The 18,472-nt window shown below is 48.9% G+C and carries 14 protein-coding genes; 2 read left to right on the top strand and 12 right to left on the bottom strand.

Translation table 11 applies throughout. From position 1 onward, the window contains the following. Nucleotides 1-86 precede the first annotated feature (86 nt). From H3H32_RS28000 to H3H32_RS27945, 12 genes are all read right to left on the bottom strand, one after another. A complete protein-coding gene (locus H3H32_RS28000) occupies nt 87-545 on the bottom strand; it encodes a RidA family protein (protein ID WP_240543510.1) in 459 nt (152 codons plus the stop codon). Nucleotides 546-931: 386 nt separating this feature from the next. Further along, complete coding sequence (locus H3H32_RS27995; protein WP_182459036.1) at nt 932-1,948, bottom strand: Hint domain-containing protein; 1,017 nt, start codon at nt 1,946-1,948, stop codon at nt 932-934. 85 nt (nt 1,949-2,033) lie between these two features. Continuing rightward, nucleotides 2,034-3,608 carry a flavin monoamine oxidase family protein gene (locus H3H32_RS27990; protein ID WP_182459035.1) on the bottom strand — a complete coding sequence of 525 codons (1,575 nt, stop codon included), beginning with the start codon at nt 3,606-3,608 and terminating at the stop codon, nt 2,034-2,036. Nucleotides 3,609-3,748: 140 nt separating this feature from the next. After that, complete coding sequence (locus H3H32_RS27985; RefSeq protein ID WP_182459034.1) at nt 3,749-4,921, bottom strand: pyridoxal phosphate-dependent aminotransferase; 1,173 nt, start codon at nt 4,919-4,921, stop codon at nt 3,749-3,751. Nucleotides 4,922-5,348: 427 nt separating this feature from the next. Next, nucleotides 5,349-5,819, bottom strand: a complete 471-nt coding sequence (locus tag H3H32_RS27980) for a hypothetical protein (protein WP_182459033.1) — start codon at nt 5,817-5,819, stop codon at nt 5,349-5,351. 170 nt (nt 5,820-5,989) lie between these two features. Beyond that, nucleotides 5,990-7,984 carry a S9 family peptidase gene (locus tag H3H32_RS27975; protein ID WP_182459032.1) on the bottom strand — a complete coding sequence of 665 codons (1,995 nt, stop codon included), beginning with the start codon at nt 7,982-7,984 and terminating at the stop codon, nt 5,990-5,992. 151 nt (nt 7,985-8,135) lie between these two features. Continuing rightward, on the bottom strand, nt 8,136-9,410 hold the full coding sequence (locus H3H32_RS27970; protein WP_182459031.1) for an aminotransferase class V-fold PLP-dependent enzyme: 1,275 nt from the start codon (nt 9,408-9,410) through the stop codon (nt 8,136-8,138). An 88-nt stretch (nt 9,411-9,498) separates the two neighbouring features. Further along, nucleotides 9,499-10,884 (bottom strand): M28 family metallopeptidase, encoded by a 1,386-nt coding sequence (locus tag H3H32_RS27965; RefSeq protein ID WP_182459030.1) that lies wholly within the window; start codon nt 10,882-10,884, stop codon nt 9,499-9,501. Nucleotides 10,885-10,966: 82 nt separating this feature from the next. After that, nucleotides 10,967-11,500: a hypothetical protein gene (locus H3H32_RS27960; RefSeq protein ID WP_182459029.1), complete on the bottom strand. Its 534-nt coding sequence runs from the start codon at nt 11,498-11,500 to the stop codon at nt 10,967-10,969. Between the two features lie 115 nt (nt 11,501-11,615). Further along, nucleotides 11,616-13,637: a plastocyanin/azurin family copper-binding protein gene (locus H3H32_RS27955; protein ID WP_182459028.1), complete on the bottom strand. Its 2,022-nt coding sequence runs from the start codon at nt 13,635-13,637 to the stop codon at nt 11,616-11,618. A gap of 34 nt (nt 13,638-13,671) precedes the next feature. Beyond that, a complete protein-coding gene (locus H3H32_RS27950) occupies nt 13,672-14,010 on the bottom strand; it encodes a tRNA-binding protein (protein WP_182459027.1) in 339 nt (112 codons plus the stop codon). 139 nt (nt 14,011-14,149) lie between these two features. After that, nucleotides 14,150-15,835, bottom strand: a complete 1,686-nt coding sequence (locus tag H3H32_RS27945; protein ID WP_240543509.1) for a PA14 domain-containing protein — start codon at nt 15,833-15,835, stop codon at nt 14,150-14,152. Nucleotides 15,836-15,994: 159 nt separating this feature from the next. Between H3H32_RS27945 and H3H32_RS27940 the strand changes: the two genes are divergently transcribed. Further along, entirely contained in the window at nt 15,995-17,338 is a 1,344-nt protein-coding gene (locus H3H32_RS27940) for a PQQ-dependent sugar dehydrogenase (RefSeq protein WP_182459025.1), read from the top strand. An 82-nt stretch (nt 17,339-17,420) separates the two neighbouring features. Beyond that, on the top strand, nt 17,421-18,416 hold the full coding sequence (locus H3H32_RS27935; protein WP_182459024.1) for a PDDEXK nuclease domain-containing protein: 996 nt from the start codon (nt 17,421-17,423) through the stop codon (nt 18,414-18,416). The last annotated feature ends 56 nt before the right edge of the window (nt 18,417-18,472 follow it).

The raw sequence follows: 18,472 nt of genomic DNA, 5'->3' as shown, positions 1-18,472 counted from the left end.
AATAGATCCTGGTGCGTAAGACTTGCTAAACGCACCGTACTGGATCGGTTAAAGATACTAGTTGGAGCGATTTTGTTGCCGCTTGTTTACTTTATGGCAATTACTTCCACTTCAATCAGGACATCTTCGCGAGTAGTTTGAGAAACTGCTTTGGCCGTCACAATGGATGGTGTTTTGGCAAAATAGGTTGCCTCTATAGCTTTTACAGTTTCTAGCTTGGAGACACTAACCTGGGTTACACCGGCCGCTTCTTTAATCGAATAGGTCACCTGTGTAACGTCCGTCAGGCTCATGCCAACCGTTGCCAGCGAGGTTTTTACATTGTCGAATACCTGTCGGGTTTGAGCACCTAAATCCGTTCCGCCGACTAAGGCTCCCGTGTCATTAAATGGCCGTTCGCCACATATATAAGCCGTTTTGCCCGAAATGGCTGGCTCCACTTTGTAAAGATAACCGCTGGGCACCTTAACGGTTGCGACCGGCTCGTCCTTACTACACGACGTTAGTATTGCCAGGAGGAATAGACTACGTAAGTACTTCATCATCGTATTGAGTAAGCTACTAATATGCCGCCAATAAATACATGAAGTTACTGTAATTTGTGATTTGATTTATGTATTGGATGATGAGTCAAGTCTACGATATCTCGTAGTATCCAAATTTTGATAGGGGAAGGCCTATTTTATCGTTAAAAAACGCTTGCCTGGCTAAGAAACCCATTTGGGATGACCTGTTAATAGAAAGCAGGTGGGCTAATAGCTTAAAAGCGCCGTAGGTGCGACCTAATTTAATCATCAGGTCGCACCCACGGCGCTTTAGTCAGGATGGAATTCTTTATTTTGCTATTGACTGGCCGCACCTAAGGCGCTAAACCGACCGACTCAATAACACTCACACGACTTTCGCGAAAGCCGTGTTTAAAGGCTGGTTCTTACTTGTCCAGCACGACGGTTTCACCAACTAGGTAAGCGCCAGATTCGGTCACCAGATTATAAACACGCTTTACCGAGCGAACTGCCTTTTCTGTCTTTACGACGCTATAAGCGACTACCTTACCATTTTCGTAGCGATACATAACGTCGCCTGTTTTTACTTCGCCCAACGCCTTACGCTCCGGTGTGGATTCGCCTGAAGCGGTCAAAACCGGGTGGTTGGCGGTTGCTTCTACGAGAATTGGCGCGCTTAACGCAGGACGGTTATCGGCTGTAAGTTCGTTGGCAGTAATCCATACACCGACCAGCGTAAACTCACCTTCGTTGCCTTGGTGAACATCTACGCGGGTAACATGTGTTGGCGTAAGGGTTTTCGTTTTAGCATCGTAACCAAGAACAACATCACCTACAGCTACATCGCTAATCGCTTTCGACGAGCCATCGGCCAGCGTTACAGGAGCATCGGGCGCAAAGCAGAAGTTATACTCCTCTTTTTTCTTGCCACTGCCTTCGTCGGTTTTTGCGCCACCGCCCGATAGTAGACTCGCCATCTCCCGCGACAACACAAACGTCAGCGTCGACATCAGGCCGGGCTCTTTTTCGCCCACATATTTCAGATCGTCGATGTAAGCATCCCAGGCTTTGCGGTCAGCCGAAGCACCGGGAATAACGAAAGGTTTTACCTCGTTGGTTTTGGTGTTCTGGTAAATCGCCAGCAGGCCAAGCTCCTTGGTGTCTTCGGCGGTGAATACTTTATAGAGGTAGATTTTCCGGGTAATACCATCGCTATAGGTGAACACGTAGGCAGGGCGTTCTTCGTAGCGATCCAGAATAAAACCGCCTGATTTGAAATAGGTGTCCTTGTCAAGATTCGCGACCTTAATAGCTTTGATGGCTTTCAACTGGGTTTCTGTCATCGAAGCTGAAGCTGTCTGAGCCCAAACGCGCTGGCTGAGTAACTGAGTTGTTACGGCACAAACAAGGAAAATTAAGAGAGAAAGTAGGTTGTTTTTCATGGTTATTGTCTGGGCTAAGCTCCCGCTTGGCCCGTTTTGTAAGCGTAATTTTCTCGGGCCAAGCGGGAGCTTAGCCCAGACAACTTTATTTCTTCGTGTATTCGCCTACTCGGGCGTGAAGTGCTTCGACTGTCCGACGGGCGGATGTGAATGCACCGGCCATCCAGGCGGTCAGGTATGTTGTGTGCTCTCCGGCAAAATAAATATTGCCATCGGGTTCGAGTAACGAAGGGTAATATTTTTTGCGCGTTGCATCATCATACACTGCCCAGCCTCCTCCGCTATAGGGCAAGCGGTGCCAGGCCAGTGAAAACGAATTGTCGAATTCGGCAGCGTATTGCGGGTGAATTTTACTGCCCTGAGTCAACGCCAGCTTTTCCCGTTCGGCAACAGGTAGTGCACCTATAGCTTCGGCCCGGCTGTAAAAATTATAATAACCGATCAATACACCTTTCTTGCCTTGCAGGCCAAACGACGGGTACCAAATTTGGTTAATATCCATATTGGTACGCGAAATGCCGCCGTAAATACCATCGTCTTCCTCCCAGAAACGTCGTTTAAACTGCAACCCGATTTTGCCCGTCTTCATGTAAGGTACGAAATCGGCGGCTCGTTTCACCGTTCCTGACAAGTCCGATTCAAGGTTCTTAAGCATCGGCAACGGTAGGGTACACACACAAAATTCGCCCGTGATCTCAACAGGTTTGCCGTCTTTCTGATAAACGACTCGAACGCCATTGTCGGTTTTTCGAAGCTCGCTGACCGGTGCGTTAAAGAGAATCTTGCCTGCCAGTTTTTTCTCCAGCGCTTTCGGAATGGCATCCATGCCGCCAACGGGTTGCAACAAGGTGGATTGCTGTTCGTACGCGTAATCGCCCACGTTATAGAAAACCGGTTGCATGAAACCCGACCGTAGTAAATCGGTAAGGCCATAGGGGTCGGTGAGTGAACCGGGTGTGTTACCAGCACCAGGATCGCTTTTCGTTTTGTAACCCCGACGATTTGTGCCTTTGTACAAATGAGCCGTATTTAAATCGCCTTCGTTTTTCAGAAAGTCAATCAGTTTCTCAACATCTTCCTTGGTTAACTGCTGATCCAGTGACGATTGGTCGAGTGCTTTGGCGAGCAGTTCGGAGGTATAACCGCGCATATCGTGATGATAATCACTGATGCGCATCCGTCGATTAGCAAAATCACCAGTTCCGCCATCATTGTAGAGATAAGCCGACTCATTGGCACCGTTGAAGATCTGGAGCGGGACCCCCAGTTCGCGGCAATAATGCAGGGTTATCTGGTGGTGGTGCGGAATACGAGCAGCCCCACCGTTGAAATAGTGCCCTTCTTCAAACGAGCAGGTTTGCGCCGTTCCACCTGCTAACTCTGTTTCTTTGGTTCCACCCCGAACCGTCCAGACACGCCCACCTGAGCGGGCGCGGGCTTCCAGTACGGTGCAGTCGTAACCTAATTTGCCGAGTTCATAGGCGGTGGTCATTCCGGCCAGACCTGCTCCTAGGATAATTACTTTTCGACCTTTGCCGTCACTTTTCAGGCCGTTGGCGGGTAAGTCGATGGCCGATGCTGGCGCTGGGTGTAGCATTCCCCACGCCAACATGCTGGCATAACTGGCACTCGTTGAATTGATGAAGTCGCGTCTTGTCATACAAAAGAAGGGAGGAGTGGGAGGAAGGAGAAGAAAGGGAGGAAGGGGGAGGGACGAGGAGGAAAAGCTATATTACCTTTTGTCTCTCTCTTCCCTATCCTCCTTTGTCCCTTTACTCCCTTTCTTCCCCTTCCTCCTAATTATCCCACTACCTTTTTAAATCCATCCATGAAAATGGCCATTTCGTCCATGGTGCCAACGCTGACGCGGCAGTAGGGTTGCCCGTTGAAATCGCGGGTTTGGATACCAATGCCTTGCGCAAACATTTGTCCCTCAAACGACTTGGTTTTCATGCGAATCGGGAACAGGATGAAATTCGTTGAGGAGGGAATCACCTCATAACCCAGATCAGACAGTGCTTTGGTTGTGTAAGCGCGGGCTTTGGCGTTTTCGGCCCGGCAATGGTTCTGCCAATCGATGTCTTTGTAGCTGGCGATACCGGCCATCAGCGTGGTGATGCTCACGGCAAAATCGCCGTTGGTATAAGCTTTCAGTATTTTCAGCATATCGGGCTGAGCAATGGCATAGCCCAACCGTAAACCGGCAAATCCATGAATTTTCGAGAAGGTACGTGCCAGAATAACGTTCATACCTTCGGCTACCAGTTTGCCTAGTTTTGGGCGATCGGCAGGTTCGTAGAAATCGATATAGGCTTCGTCGATGAACACGGGCACTTTAGGCGATACCTCACGGATAAACGCTTCCAGTTCAGGCGTTGGAATAATCGTACCCGTTGGGTTGTTTGGGTTGACGATATAGATCAGCTTCACATCGGGCGTAATGCTCGCTTTGATTGCGTTGAGGTCAAATTTATATTCTTTCGTCATCGGCAACGCCTTGATCTTGGCCCCCTGTTTTTCGGCCCGCTGGAGCAGATCGTCGTAAGTCATGGTGCTGGTCAGGATCGTGCCGCCCCCTTTTGCGAAATGATCGGCAGCGGCCATCAGAATATCTGAGGAACCCGGAGCCATCATGATATTAGCTGGCTTTACGCCGTCGTCGGTAGCAATAAGCGATTTCAGTTGACCAAACTCCATCCAGGCGTAGCGGTTACCAACTTCAGTAGCTTTTATAATAGCTTCTTTGGCACTGGCAGAAATACCTAACGGATTTTCGTTGGCGAATAGTCGTGCCCGCAGTTTGGGCATCTTATCAAAAGGGTCATCGGCAAAAGCAAACTCATTGGTGAACCCTGAAACCAATGGTGCATTAGGGGTAGCAGCCTCGGCAGGAGTGAATCGGCTGAGGCCAAGGCCAGCTGTTAAAAGGCCGCTGGCGCGTAGCCAATCCCGGCGAGTTAGTTGTGATGACATGGTTTTTTGTATTAATTCCGGATAAAATAAGAGTAAAGACAAATATAACTCCTTAGTAGATAGGGTTTTGTGAAAGTACGAATTAATGCCAACAAAAAAGCGTCTTCGACTGGAAAATGCCTTTAAATTATTTTGATAATTGTGAATTGGTCAAAATTTATATAAGTATAATTCTGTATTGTCGAAATAAAAGATGTTGATTCTGAAATGGAATGATTTGGGTATGAGATTGAGTGGATGGTACTTAGTTCACGAGTGAAGCTATTGGGCTAGTCATGACAAACCTGCTCGGATTAGTTCAGCTATTAGTTGGCTTTCTGCCAGGATTATCTGTGCGTTTATACTCAAAATACAAGGTCGATTTATCCGTAAACAGAAGAAGGTCGCTGAGTGCTCAGCGACCTTCTTCTGTTTACTATCTTTAATACTATTGTTTGCTATAAACGAGTTGTAAGTTAAACTTGACTAGCTCTTTTTTATTAGTTGTGGGATTTACTAATGAGTCTGAAACTGCCTGAACTGGATAAAGTAATAATGGAGTTGTGCCAGTGCCATCGTAAGTAAATGTTTCAGAATTGCCGTTATCATATTTCAAGTTTAATTGAGTACCTGTATAATCCCAAGTACCAGGATATGGTGTAATAACAACACCTGAGCGATCTGTATAAATAAATGATTTATCAGTCTTGATTTCGTAAGAATCACTAATTCCATAGGCTAATGGATTCAGTTTCGCTCCATTATTCGATGTATAAGGGGCTACAAAGCCACTTGCAAGTAGGTAGTCCGGGGCCCATTTACCTACTACAGGATCTGGAGTGGGATCATTGCTTTTTGAGCATGAGTTAAGTGCGACAGATGCCGTTAGGAGGCTGATAAACAATATAAACTGTTTCATAATCAGGTGAACTTTAGCCGATTGAGTAAATAAATGAACTATGAGCGTGTAAACTACGGAAAAAACGAATAAAACAATATCCAATAGTACGCCGAATACAGACTTTTTGATGCAACACCAGCCTCTAATTACTATCGGGTATACTCATTAACCTGTAATAAAATTCTGTATTACAGGTTTTTAGGGTTTAAATATTTATCAAACCATTGCAAGTACCGATCCACCCGATCTTTCTGATAACTAGGTACCGTAATGCCATGATTCTGACCCGGATAGATGATTAGTTGCGTCGGAATGCCTAATGAGCGCAACGCCTGAAACATCTGCTCGCTACCTGCCGACGGCACATTGAAGTCTTTTTCGCCCGCCATAAATAATGTTGGAGTTTTTATCCGATCAGCTTTCAGGAATGGGTAGGACAACTTCAGCCATTTGTCGGTGTTTTTCCAGGGAGCGCCCAATTCCGTTTCGTACTGGTTGGTGTATTGGTCGATGCCATACATCGAGAGTTGTAATGAACTCCCGGCCCCACTGGCGGCAGCTTTAAAACGGGTGTCGGTGGCAATGGTGTAATTGGTCAGGATACCGCCATAACTCCAGCCGCCAATACCGAGTCGGTCGGGGTCGGCGATGCCTTTCTCAACAACATAATCGGCAGCGCCCAGAATATCCTGCACCTCTTTGTTACCCCAATCGGCGTAGATCGCTTTGGTGTAGTCGAGACCACGGCCATTACTGCCCCGATAGTTAACTGCCACGACCGCATAGCCACCAGCCGCGAGTAATTGCCGGGTCAGGTCAAACGAAAATTCATCCTGCGACACGGGGCCACCATGAATGTAGAAAATGGTCGGGAGTTTTTTGCCCGCCGGTGTGTTTGCCGGACGATAGAGTACGTTGGATACCTGCGTGCCGTCTTTACTTTTCGAACTAAATCCTTCGACGGTAGACAGTTCAAGCGGGGTCAGAAAATCATCATGAACGCGTGTCAATCGTCGGGGATTCCCGTTTTCAATCGCGTACAATTCGCCGGGTGTTTGTGGGTCGCTCATCAGGGCAACCCAATTACCGTCGGGTGTTGATTCCAGATTGCTGAATACCCGATTGCCGCCGGTTAGCCCCGCAAATTTTCCTTCGGGAAAGGTATAGTGACCAATGTACGTTTGGCGGTCGTCCTGTACCTGTATCGCAATCGATAGACCGTCTTTGGACCACTTCGGATTACGAACGGGACGATCCAGCGTTTTGGAAAGAAGGGTCGTTTCGCCACCTTCCCGGCTGATTACGGCTAGCACGGGTTGATCATACATGATGAAATTGCCGGATGCCGTAGACCGAAGATACGCAATGTATTTTCCATCGGGACTCCAGACCGGGTTGTTGTCGGCACCGGTCCAGGTTGTTAGCTGCTTCATGGGTGCCCCTTTACGAGCCTCCATCACGTATAGGTTCGTGTTTTCATTCCGATCAGGATCATCGCTTCGGTTACTCACAAACGCTAGTTGCGATCCATCCGGCGACCAGGCCGGGGATGTTTCATCATAGATGCCTGTCGTTAGTGTATCAATCTTTTTCGTGGCGACATCAAATGAATACAGATGAACAGCCCCTTTTTCCAGATAACCTTTTACATCGGCCTTAAAGTGGTAGCGGTCGAGTACATAGGGTTTCCGGACTTTAGTTTTCGCGGAGTCGGCATAATCGGGATCACGTAGAACCAGTGCGATCTTTTTACCGTCTGGCGACCAGACGTACTCTTCCAGATCGGTTTTTAGATCGGTGAGCTTTTTCGCTTCACCGCCCCGGCGATCCATTAGCCAGATTTGCCCTTTGGCAGCACCCTGTCGGGCGGATATAAAAGAGATGTATTTCCCATCGGGACTGAATCGGGCTCTTGATTCGCCATCCGGACTATTCGTGAGCTGAACAGACTCCTTGCCATCCCAGCTCACCATCCACAAATCGGAATTGCGTTTATCTTTTGTGGTATCCACCGTCGACAGGCCATAACTGACCCATTTGCCGTCGGGCGAAACCTGTGGATCGCTGACGGTCTGTAATCGGTAGATATCCTTTGGCATCATGGAACGCTTTTTGATCGGCGCCTGAGCCAGACTGGCAAATGCCGAGAAGGTCAGGGAGAAGACTAAGATTGATCGGGTCATATTGATGAAAAGAGACTATGTATCTGTGATAGCGCGAACGTCATCGTTCGTGCTGCTTATTCTCCGGCCTCTGGCCGGAAGCATGTAATCGTTAATCGGCCAGAGGCCGAGGAATAGTCAGCACGAACGATGACGTTCGCGCTATCCTACATTATACTGCTAACTCTTTCAGCGCTTTTACAAATTGGTCAAGCTCGGCAGTTGTCGTATACAGGTGAGGAGTTACGCGCACGCCCTGTATACCGGCACTTGGGTAATCAATGGCAACAGTAAAAATTTTATACTTGTCGAACAGCACTTTCGCTAAGTCGGCGGGCGGCTTTCCGGCTATCCCGACATTGGCAATGGCGCAGGAGCGAGCTGGGTCTTCGGAGGTATTTAGGACAATATTGGGGTGGTGCCGCAGCTGATCGGTCCAGTAGTGTTGGATGTAGCGAAGCCGGGCTTCTTTTCGTTCGAGACCGATGGACTCCTGAAATCGGATAGCGTCCTGAATCGCCAGGTCGGTGGCTACCGGGTGGGTCCCGGTATGGTTTAGTTTACGAATATCGTTGTCGGGAACGCTGCTATCGGCGAACATTGGCCAGAGAGCAGCAATTTTGTCCTTGCGTACATAAAGGAGACCCGCTCCCAGTGGCGTACCCAACCATTTATGCAAGCTGCTGGCGTAATAATCGCAGTCACCGAGATCGCTTAGTTTATAATTCAACTGCCCAAAGGCGTGCGCCCCATCCACCAACACCTCAACACCATGTTTGTGGGCCATCTCGGTTAGCTTACGGATCGGCAAAATCTGACCCGTAATGTTGACCATGTGGCAAACCATAAGCAGGCGGGTTTTGGGCGTGATGGCTTGCTCGTACAGACTCACAATTTCCTCATCCGATTTTGGGTGGTTGGGCAACGAAACCGTCTTGTTGATAATACCATGCTTTCGCGCCTGAAGCTTGAACATATCGAGCATGGCACCGTAATCCTGCATCGCCATGATGGCTTCATCTCCTGCTTTCCAGTTCAGGCCACCAATAACTGTATCCAGCGATTCGGTGGTGTTTCGGGTAATAATGAGTTCATCAGGTGAGCAGCCTAATAAATTGGCCAGTTGCGTCTGCGACTCGCGTTTATCTGCAAACTGGCGGGTTCGCATATAATAAGATGATACAGAGTTGACAGCCTGAATGTGCTTCAGGTAGCTATCCATCACGGGTTGTGCGGCCAGCGAGTAATAGCCATTTTCAAGCTGAATAAACTTGGTCGTTACGGGATAAGCCGTTCGGATTTTGGCCCAGAACTCTTCCTCTTTGGCCAACGTACGCGCTGGCATATACGCCACATTCGCCAGCGTTTCTTCCAGGTCTGCCCAGGTCGATAAAGCAGCTGTACCGACGAGGGATTTAAGAAATTGTCGTTTGGAGAGGGAGGTCATGGGGTGTTCAGAGTAGATTGTCTGGGCCAAGCTCCAGCTTGGCCCATCACAAATTTATATGGCCAAGCTGGAGCTTGGCCCGGACATCTTACCGTAAGTTCGGGACAGGCAATACGGGCAACCCTTCATTTCCATCCTCACTAACGGCCTGTACGGCAAAATAATAGTTGTCCTTTGAGAAGGGAAGCGTCATGCCGAGCTTGGTTGTGAAGAATTTCTTTTGCCAGAACGGCCAGTACGTTTCACGCATCAACACGTAATAGCCTTTTACCTTACCCGTCTGAGGAGCCTGCCAATACAGCACCGTCGCGTTGGTTAAATTCCGCACATCGACGGTCACTTTCTGAGGTACAGTTGGCGATTTGGCCAGATTGGCGAGCGTTGCCAGATTGACCGCTGTGTTTTTACGCAGATATTCGAAATCCATGAACTTGGGATAATCACCAAACTCCGTGCCGTTTTCGGTACGTAAATCCTGGTGCTGGTGTTCGTAGTTTTCGTTCATCTCGGTCATGCGCACAGCTGCGAAACCGCGTTGAACATAAGGTGTATGATCGCCCCCACGCAGGTAGCGGTCGTTGCGGTACACCATCACCACCTCCAGATTTTCGACGTAGCGTTCGCCAATTTCTTTCAGATAACGAGCGAGTGTACGGGCTTTGCCGTCGTTTTCATTCCCAAATCGTTGAATCTGGCCGATTCGTCCAGTGGTATCTTTAAGCAAACTGGCTGGCAGCCCTTCGCTGAAAACGCGAAGTCGGGTATTGTCGATAATATGGGTATCGCTGCTGTTGTTGCTGCCCATAATATCGTTGTTCAATACGGCTTCCAGATTCCATTTTTCTTTAACCGCCCTTTCCGACAAATGCTCGGCACCGAGCAGCCCCTGTTCTTCTCCCGTCAGCGTAACGAAAATAACCGTAGCTGGAAACGACGATTTGCTCATCACCCGGCAAAGCTCAATGACGGCAGCTGTTCCCGAACCATCATCGTTGGCGCCAGGCGCGTCAGATTCGCGGTTCATGACGTTGGTAACGCGGCTGTCCATGTGACCTTGTACAATGAAAACCCGGTCATCGTTAGGGTCGGTGCCTTTCAGGGTGGCCATCACGTTGCCCATATTGGCGGGTTTGTCCACACGTTTGCCATCAGGTTGCAGTGTCCAGGTATCGAGGGTAGCGGTCATGCGGCCGCCCGATTGTTTGGCGTATTGATTGAATTTACCCAGAATCCATTGGCGAGCGGCCCCGAGTCCTTTTTTGGCAACCTGCGCATTGGCATCCGCAGGTACACTTAGTGTATGGCGAGTACCGAAACTAACAAGTCCATTGATGTGCGCCCGCAGGCTATCGGCCGAAACCTGACTGACCAGATCGGCGATTTGCGGGTCTCGATTTAAAATTGTTTGGGCGTTGAGTAGGGGAGAAAGAAGAAAGAATGGAAGAAAAAAAGGAAGTAACGTTCTGGTTTGCATGTGTTTGCTGATTATCTCAGCGAAGCTAACAAAAAAGTGTAAACCAAGGGCCTGCACTACCAGGAAATGCCCGAGATGTTGCCTAGAATGACCAAGATAAACCCGCCCCTACGGCAAATTGCCCGGTTATTGGTGTTTGAGCAGCTGATATGCTCACACGGGGTTGCCGAAGCATCTCATTATAGCGCGTAACGGCCTTGCTCACCTGACCATTACCGATGATGGCGAGTGTCAAAGAAGCCGCTATGGAGCCACCATACACCGACCAGTAGGTGCCATTATTTCGATTACTGGTTAACAGGATATAGGCTAACGGAGCAATAGCCGTCAAACGACTTAAGGTTGTTAGAGTGCGAAATGCCTGGAAATGGTGCGATACGTCGGGGTCATTCAGTTCGTAAAACGGGATTTCCAGCGAATAGGGCGACGAGAGCCTTTTCCCGCCATAGAAATACACACTTCCAATTGACGATGAGCCGAAAGCGCGTTCGATAGGTAACAGATGCGCCGGAACAGGTACGTTACGATAGTGTGAGGTATCGTCGTCGCGTCGGCGTTGCTGGGCGTACGTTGATAACGATAGAAGTAGTGTGGTGAGCAGTAAAACGGTTCGCATAGGAGTAAAACGGAAAAATGCACACTAGAGCTACAGCAGCATGTAAAAATAATGACGCTCTCCTAGAAAGCGTCATTGGTAAATGATAAACGGAAAGGAATAGCCCTGTACGGCGCTACTTCACGACCTTCAATGTCCCCTGCATCAGTGATGAGTGGCCGGGAAATGAGCAGACGAACTGATAATCGCCGGGTTCAGTAGGGGCGAGGAAATAGATCGTTTCGGATGTTTCGGGTTGAAGAATGTTTGTATGAAACAAGACGTTGGGCGAATTAGGGACGTAATTCATTTTAGGTCCGTTCAGGTTCAATCGCAAAGCCGCATCGCCAACAGCATTGGCCGCACCTGGTTTGGTAATAACGCAGTTGTGCAGCATGTCGTCGTTGTTGTTGAACACGAGTTTTAGGCGACTACCAGCCTTCACTTCTACTTTGTCGATGTCGAATTTTAGTCCTGGTTTGGTGCCAATTGTAATGGACTGATCGGGGCCGTTCGTCCAGTCGGCGGGCATCGTCACAACGCGTTTAGCATTGACGGCTTTCACGTTCTTGGCGGCTGTTGTAGCGGCCTTTTTCTCCATCGCCATCATATCGGCATGTTCGTGTTTCGCGATGGCAACGGCCCTTGCAGGGAGCGTTAGTTTCTCACCCGGTGCAATGGCGTTCAGCGTGTAGTAACCCGTTGCGTGCAATAGGGGCATACTGCCTGAAGCTGACCGAATGCCTTCGGCTTTTACTTCATGAATAAAGCCTTCGCGAAGAACAGTATCGGCAACGATGCGGACGCTCATGCCATCGGGAGCAACTACTACCCCGCGAATGGGGACGGGTTTTGCATCTTCAATCGGGCTGCCATACGTTCGGTGATAACGATAGGTGAAGCTGTTCAGGCTATAACTTTCGGGATTTTCGGCGGTCTTGCGATCGACAGGCAGGGTAAACGTTACTTCGAAACCATCGGGTTTGGAGGTGATGGTTTTCATTTCGAAGGGTGTTTTACCGGTCCAGACCAACCGTTGAATACCATATGGTTCTTTTCCGGTTGCGGCCCAGCCCCGGCTTGTCATGCCCACAAACATGGAGCCATCCTGCCCCCAAACGGTGCGGATAATCCCCGACTCAAATCCTTCGCGGAAGGGGAAGCAAGCGCCCTGCCACTCGCCGTTTACTTTCTCGAGAGCCACCCGCATGATTTTGCTATGGCCCTGATCGCCAACAAAAAGCTGATCGGTAAAGGGGCCGAAAGCGCCATTTGTTGTGTCTTGTTTGAAATCGGAGGTGGAAATACCCATGAGTGTATGTGGGAACCACACGGCCGGAACCTTCAACTCTTTGATCGTTTTAGCCACTTCAAACATGGGTTTGCCCGTACTCGGTACGTCTTCGGGTTTGAGAGCTAAGGGCGAATTGGGTTCTCCTGACCAGCGAAGACCGGCTGGGTTACCCGCAAAAGCGCCTTTAGTTAAATGAGTCATCCGGCCTGATCCTACCCAGTCGCCCTGGTTTTCGGTGTACAGAATGCTGCCATCGCGAAGAATACCGAATCCTGCTGGTGAGCGAAGACCGGTTGCCCAGGGCGTCATTTCCCCTTTTTCGGTCAATTTGAGCATCCAGCCGCGCCATTTGGCCAGACTAGCTCCATAGCCAATCCAGTCGAGGTTGAGCGTAATGACCATGTTACCATCGGGCAATAGAAGCGGGCCATAGCTGTATTCGTGATAATTACCCGAGAGTGGCCATTTGTAGAATGAGCTGTATTCATCGGCCACGTCGTCGCCATCGTTATCGACCAGCTTGGTTACCTCGCCCCGTTGCGTACACAGAAAATACCCTTTTGGATGCCACATTAGACCCAGCGGCTCGTGCAAACCCGACGCAAACTTTTTGAATGTAGCTACCCGGCTGCCCTGCATGTAGGGATTGCTGATTAACCAAACATCACCCCGGCGTGTACAGACCGCCAATCGGCCATCGGGCAGTGGAGCCATACCACCCACTTCGAGTTTGATATCTTCAGGAATAGGTAGGGTGATAATTCGGTAATAATCTTCCTCACTCGCCGGGCGTTGGGCGAAAGCGAAAGAGTGAATGAGTGAAAGAGCGAAAAAAAGAGCAACTGAGGCTACTAACGTCCTCATTCTGCATTGTTCATTATCCATTATACATTCGTTATCAAGCAATTCGTAATCCGTTTTGGGTTGGGCGTTCGGTTTGGAGCAGGGTTACGGTACCATCGTCGGCAACGGCTCCCAGCACCAGACATTCGCTCATAAAGGTGGCAATCTGTTTGGACGGGAAATTGACGACCGCCACCACTTGCCTGCCAATCAGGTCATCTGACTGATAGAGTTTGGTTAGTTGGGCCGATGTTCGTTTCGTGCCCAGTTCGCCGAAATCAATCGTCAGTTTATAGGCTGGTTTTCGCGCTTGTGGAAAGTCTTCGACCGCAATGACGGTGCCCGTCCGGATTTCCACTTTCTCAAAGTCAGCCCAGGTAATTTGGTCATTCATAGTTAGGAAAAGTCAAGAGTGGTCAGGTATTGTCAGACGTTGTCAAGTATAGCCAGATGTAGAGGGGCCGCGTTCATTTCTTGGCTAACCCTAACAATACCTGACCATTTTTTACAACCCTTGACCACTCCTGACCCTTTTAAAACACAATCGAATAGTGCACTGAACCGGTCCCGTTTTTCAGCTCAACAGGCAGCAGTAGTTCCTGCTTTCCGTTGCTCTGGCGCATTTTTACTTTCGCTTTTGGATCGATGCGAACGTAATAACTGCGGTCGTTAACGGCATACAAACCTTTACTGACTTCTTCTATTGCTGATCCGGCAGCCACCCGACAATAAGGCGTCCCCGTGGGTGAGCCTGCCAATGTCAACGTCCGAACCAGCGCATTCCCTTCTGCTCGCGTAGCGTCTGTAACAGTGGTGCCAGCTAACGTATACGTAAGCGTAGGAACGCCCTGCTTATTGATACTTAAGCCTTTGTATTGCAGGATGTTTTCGCCCAAGCTATCAGGCCAGGCTGTCGCGTCGTTCGGTAACACCATCAATGGTGTTTGAGCGGGCAAATAAACGGGTGGACCCAGCGGAGCCAATAGTTGCGGTTCACCACGCTCGTACCACATTTCGGTTGTATTGGCAAAGTCGCCTTTCCAGACTTGGAGTAACGCCATCTGATTCAGATCGACTGTGTAATGAATGCCAACGGGCGAACCAACCGACAAACTATGCGTTCGTTTCGTTTTCTCGCCGGGCAGTTGCACAAATGAACGAATGCGCTGAACCTGGTTTCCGGCATCGCTGAAATCGGGGTTTACGCTGACAACCGCCACCGGATCAGGTTCTGGGAGCGAAGTCGGTGCGTGCAGCGGTTGTGGGCGTGTACCAGCCTGCGATACATACAGGCCCAGACCTGGCCGGAACCAGGAGCGAGAGAAATAGACCTTTACATCGTGAGGCCCTGCCGTTAAGGGAATGGTATTCGCATTGGGCATACCCAATTCAAGGTGGTTGATGGGCAATACCTCTTTGCCATCAATCCATAAAGCGGCTAGTCCGCCCTGATTCAGATCAAAACGGTAATCGCCTGTTTGCAAGGCGTTTAGTTTTCCGGTAAAAAAGATGGTGTATTGGCGAGGCTGGCCATACGAGACTTCGTAGCTCAACAGATTGGTGGTATCCTGTTTTAGAACTTTCTTCTTAGCAGCCTCCGCTGGATCTTGAATATAGCCCCCTTCGACAATGGTATAGCTCAACGGACCAGCCCATTGCGCTACAATACGAGGGGTCATTACCCGGTAGCCAACGTTTCGTATCGCCATCGATCCTGTTTTCGCCATGACCGTAAGAGGGCCAAGTGCCGTTCCTGCTACCGTCTGCCCTTCGCGTACAGTTATCCCGTTGATCGCGAGTTTTTCGAGCATAGAAGACGACTTGGTACTACCGATTTTGTACCACAATTCAACTGTCTGCCACAAACCAGGAGCTTTCAGTATCCGGGCAATTTCCTGCGAATGAGCCAGACTAATCGACTGGCCGTTGGGTAATGTAAGCACAACATCGGCACCGGCTGTCATCAGCGTCTCGAAACGCACGCGAAAGTCAGCTGTTGGTGTCAGCAGAGTTAGGGGGGCGCTGGAACCGACCAACACATTGGCTCCCGATGTGGTCTTCATGGACGTACTCTCTGCATTTGGCGATACCGATCCTACTAATTGCCAGCCAGCCGGACGGGTTAATTGCGCCAATGATACGGGCGGTAAATCACTCTGAGCGTATACAGGTACCGACAGTAGCCAGCCTACCAATAAAGCGGCTATTTGTCGAGTCATTAAGGTGACGAGTTTATTCATTTGCCTGGGAAAAATAGCCGGGTCATATAGATACTTCCCAAAATTACCGAAATAGAACGGTTTGCGGATTTGATTAAAAAACTTTTAGTGAAAATCGCCCGTTTAGGTAGGCATACTGCAAACCCAATCCTATTCATTATGAAAGCAGCTCTGCTTTTATTGACGGCTGTAACCTCAGTCGTTGCAGGCCCAAAGAAACCGATCAAATCACGGCCTTCGTCAACAGCTATCACGCATGTCCAGTCTGTAAGCCCTCCCGATAACGGAGCTATTAAAGTAGCAAGCGGCTTTCAGGCAACGGTTTTTGCCGATAATCTCGGAAAAGCACGGCACATGGCTGTGGATAAAGCGGGTACGGTTTTCGTTAAACTGGAAAAACTCAATGAGGGCAAAGGTATTGTTGAGTTGATGGACAGTAATGGCGACGGGAAATCCGACCAGACCGTTATGTTTGGTACCAATACCGGCACTGGAATGGGGATTTACAACAACTATCTCTATGCTTCTTCAGATACGTCGGTTTACCGCTATAAACTGACCGACGGGAAGGTTCTGGAAACCACACCCGCCGAACCGATCATTGTGGGGCTAACCCTCCAGCGCCAGCATGCGAGTAAATCACTGGCTATTTCGCCGGATGGAAAACTGTTTGTGAATTTCGGTGCCCCATCGAATGCCTGTCAGGAGAAAGATCGGCAGAAAGGTTCGAAAGGAATGGACCCTTGCCCCATTCTGGAAGAGTACGGTGGCATCTGGCAGTTCGATGCGAACAAACTCAACCAGCACAAGTCCGATGGCAAACGCTACGCAACGGGTATTCGTAACGCCGTTGCCCTCGACTGGAACACGGCCACCAATACGCTGTATGCCCTGCAACATGGCCGGGATAACCTGAATAACTGGGGCGGTGTATTTACCGATGAAGTAAGTGCCGAATTGCCTTCCGAAGAATTTCTGATGGTAAAAGAAGGGTCGGATTTTGGTTGGCCCTATTGTTACAACGACCATTACAAGAATAAGAAATTCCTGGCTCCTGAATATGGTGGCGATGGCACCAAAGAAGACCGTTGCGCTGGAAAAGACAAACCCATTATGGCGTTTCCAGGACACTGGGCACCTAATGATTTGTTGTTTTATACCGGCAATAGCTTCCCTGCTCGTTACAAAAACGGTGCCTTCGTGTGTTTTCACGGCTCCTGGAACCGGGCTCCCCTGAAACAGGGTGGTTATTTTGTGGCCTTCATTCCGTTCGGAAAAGATGGTCGTCCGTCGGGTAAGTACGAAGTATTTGCCGAAAACTTTGCGGGTGTTCCCGAACTTGGCAAACCGGGTACTGACGTGAATGCCGGAAAACTCGATTTGGCTAGCCCCGGCGATGCGGTAGCCCGACCTGTAGGACTGGCGCAAGGTCCTGATGGCGCCCTGTACATTAGTGATTCTGTGAAAGGGAAAGTTTGGAAGGTTAAGTATACTAAAAAATAAATAATAGATATAAATTCTTGTTTGGCCCGCGCTGAAATCGTTTATTTCGGCGCGGGTTTTTTATTCCCCTGCTTATACATCTATGTCCGTAACCTTTGTCGAACAATTTGATAGTGTTCTTGACCTAATCCGGCAGGCCCAACAAAGGGCACTCCGGGCTGTAAATGCCGAATTAGTTGATTTGTACTGGCGCATTGGGCAGTATGTGAGTGATAAGATTGCTCAGGCGGAATGGGGCGATGCGACTGTTCAGGAGTTGGCCAACCATCTTCGTAAGAAAGAGCCAACATTACGTGGCTTTGATCGTCGGAACCTATACCGGATGAGGCAATTCTATGAAGCTTATAAACATGATGAATTTGTGTCAACAGTGTTGACACAAATTCCATGGAGCCATCATTTGGCTATTATGTCTAATTCAAGAGATAAAAAGGAGCGCCTTTTTTATATGCAGGCAACTATCAAAGAGGGCTATACTTTTCGAGAACTTGAACGGCAGATTAAAAGCGGGTTGTATGAACGAACGATGTTGGCCAATAAAACATTACCGTCAGCCGTTCGGGCTTTGCCGCAAGATGTGTCAGGAATTTTTCGAGACAGTTATATACTGGAGTTTCTAAATGTGCCGGATGAGCCAGTTTATGAACGCGATGTACAAAAAGGACTCATCAAACAGATGAAGCAGTTTGTCATGGAACTAGGTCGGGATTTTTTATTTGTAGGCGAAGAATTTCGATTGCAGGTAGGAATGAGTGACTTCTACGTTGATTTACTGTTCTTTCATCGAGATCTCTGCTGTCTGATCGCTATCGAGTTAAAGATGGGGGAATTTAAACCAGATTATATCGGTCAGATAAATTTTTACTTAGAGGCTCTTGATCGCGATGTGCGGAAAGCTCATGAAAATCCAAGTATTGGCATTTTACTTTGTAAGGAGCGAGATTCGGAAGTAGTAGAGTATGCACTGAGCCGCAGTTTATCGCCAACATTAGTGGCTGAATATCAGACTAAATTGCCCGATAAACAGTTGTTGCAAGCTAAACTCCATTCATTTTTGGAAAATACCACTGAGCTTTGATGTAGAAAAGGTGTGCTTATAAGGTATTTTTCACCTTCGATCGTTATTATCGTGCC

Source organism: Spirosoma foliorum, assembly GCF_014117325.1.
GTDB lineage: Bacteria > Bacteroidota > Bacteroidia > Cytophagales > Spirosomataceae > Spirosoma > Spirosoma foliorum.
Note: the sequence above shows the minus strand (reverse complement) of the source record. Positions and strands in the feature narration are given on the sequence as shown.

Coding starts and splice junctions, on each gene's coding strand:
- H3H32_RS28000 (WP_240543510.1), bottom strand. CDS start 545: ATGATGAAGTACTTACGTAGTCTATTCCTCCTGGCAATACTAACGTCG.
- H3H32_RS27995 (WP_182459036.1), bottom strand. CDS start 1,948: ATGAAAAACAACCTACTTTCTCTCTTAATTTTCCTTGTTTGTGCCGTA.
- H3H32_RS27990 (WP_182459035.1), bottom strand. CDS start 3,608: ATGACAAGACGCGACTTCATCAATTCAACGAGTGCCAGTTATGCCAGC.
- H3H32_RS27985 (WP_182459034.1), bottom strand. CDS start 4,921: ATGTCATCACAACTAACTCGCCGGGATTGGCTACGCGCCAGCGGCCTT.
- H3H32_RS27980 (WP_182459033.1), bottom strand. CDS start 5,819: ATGAAACAGTTTATATTGTTTATCAGCCTCCTAACGGCATCTGTCGCA.
- H3H32_RS27975 (WP_182459032.1), bottom strand. CDS start 7,984: ATGACCCGATCAATCTTAGTCTTCTCCCTGACCTTCTCGGCATTTGCC.
- H3H32_RS27970 (WP_182459031.1), bottom strand. CDS start 9,410: ATGACCTCCCTCTCCAAACGACAATTTCTTAAATCCCTCGTCGGTACA.
- H3H32_RS27965 (WP_182459030.1), bottom strand. CDS start 10,884: ATGCAAACCAGAACGTTACTTCCTTTTTTTCTTCCATTCTTTCTTCTT.
- H3H32_RS27960 (WP_182459029.1), bottom strand. CDS start 11,500: ATGCGAACCGTTTTACTGCTCACCACACTACTTCTATCGTTATCAACG.
- H3H32_RS27955 (WP_182459028.1), bottom strand. CDS start 13,637: ATGAGGACGTTAGTAGCCTCAGTTGCTCTTTTTTTCGCTCTTTCACTC.
- H3H32_RS27950 (WP_182459027.1), bottom strand. CDS start 14,010: ATGAATGACCAAATTACCTGGGCTGACTTTGAGAAAGTGGAAATCCGG.
- H3H32_RS27945 (WP_240543509.1), bottom strand. CDS start 15,835: ATGACTCGACAAATAGCCGCTTTATTGGTAGGCTGGCTACTGTCGGTA.
- H3H32_RS27940 (WP_182459025.1), top strand. CDS start 15,995: ATGAAAGCAGCTCTGCTTTTATTGACGGCTGTAACCTCAGTCGTTGCA.
- H3H32_RS27935 (WP_182459024.1), top strand. CDS start 17,421: ATGTCCGTAACCTTTGTCGAACAATTTGATAGTGTTCTTGACCTAATC.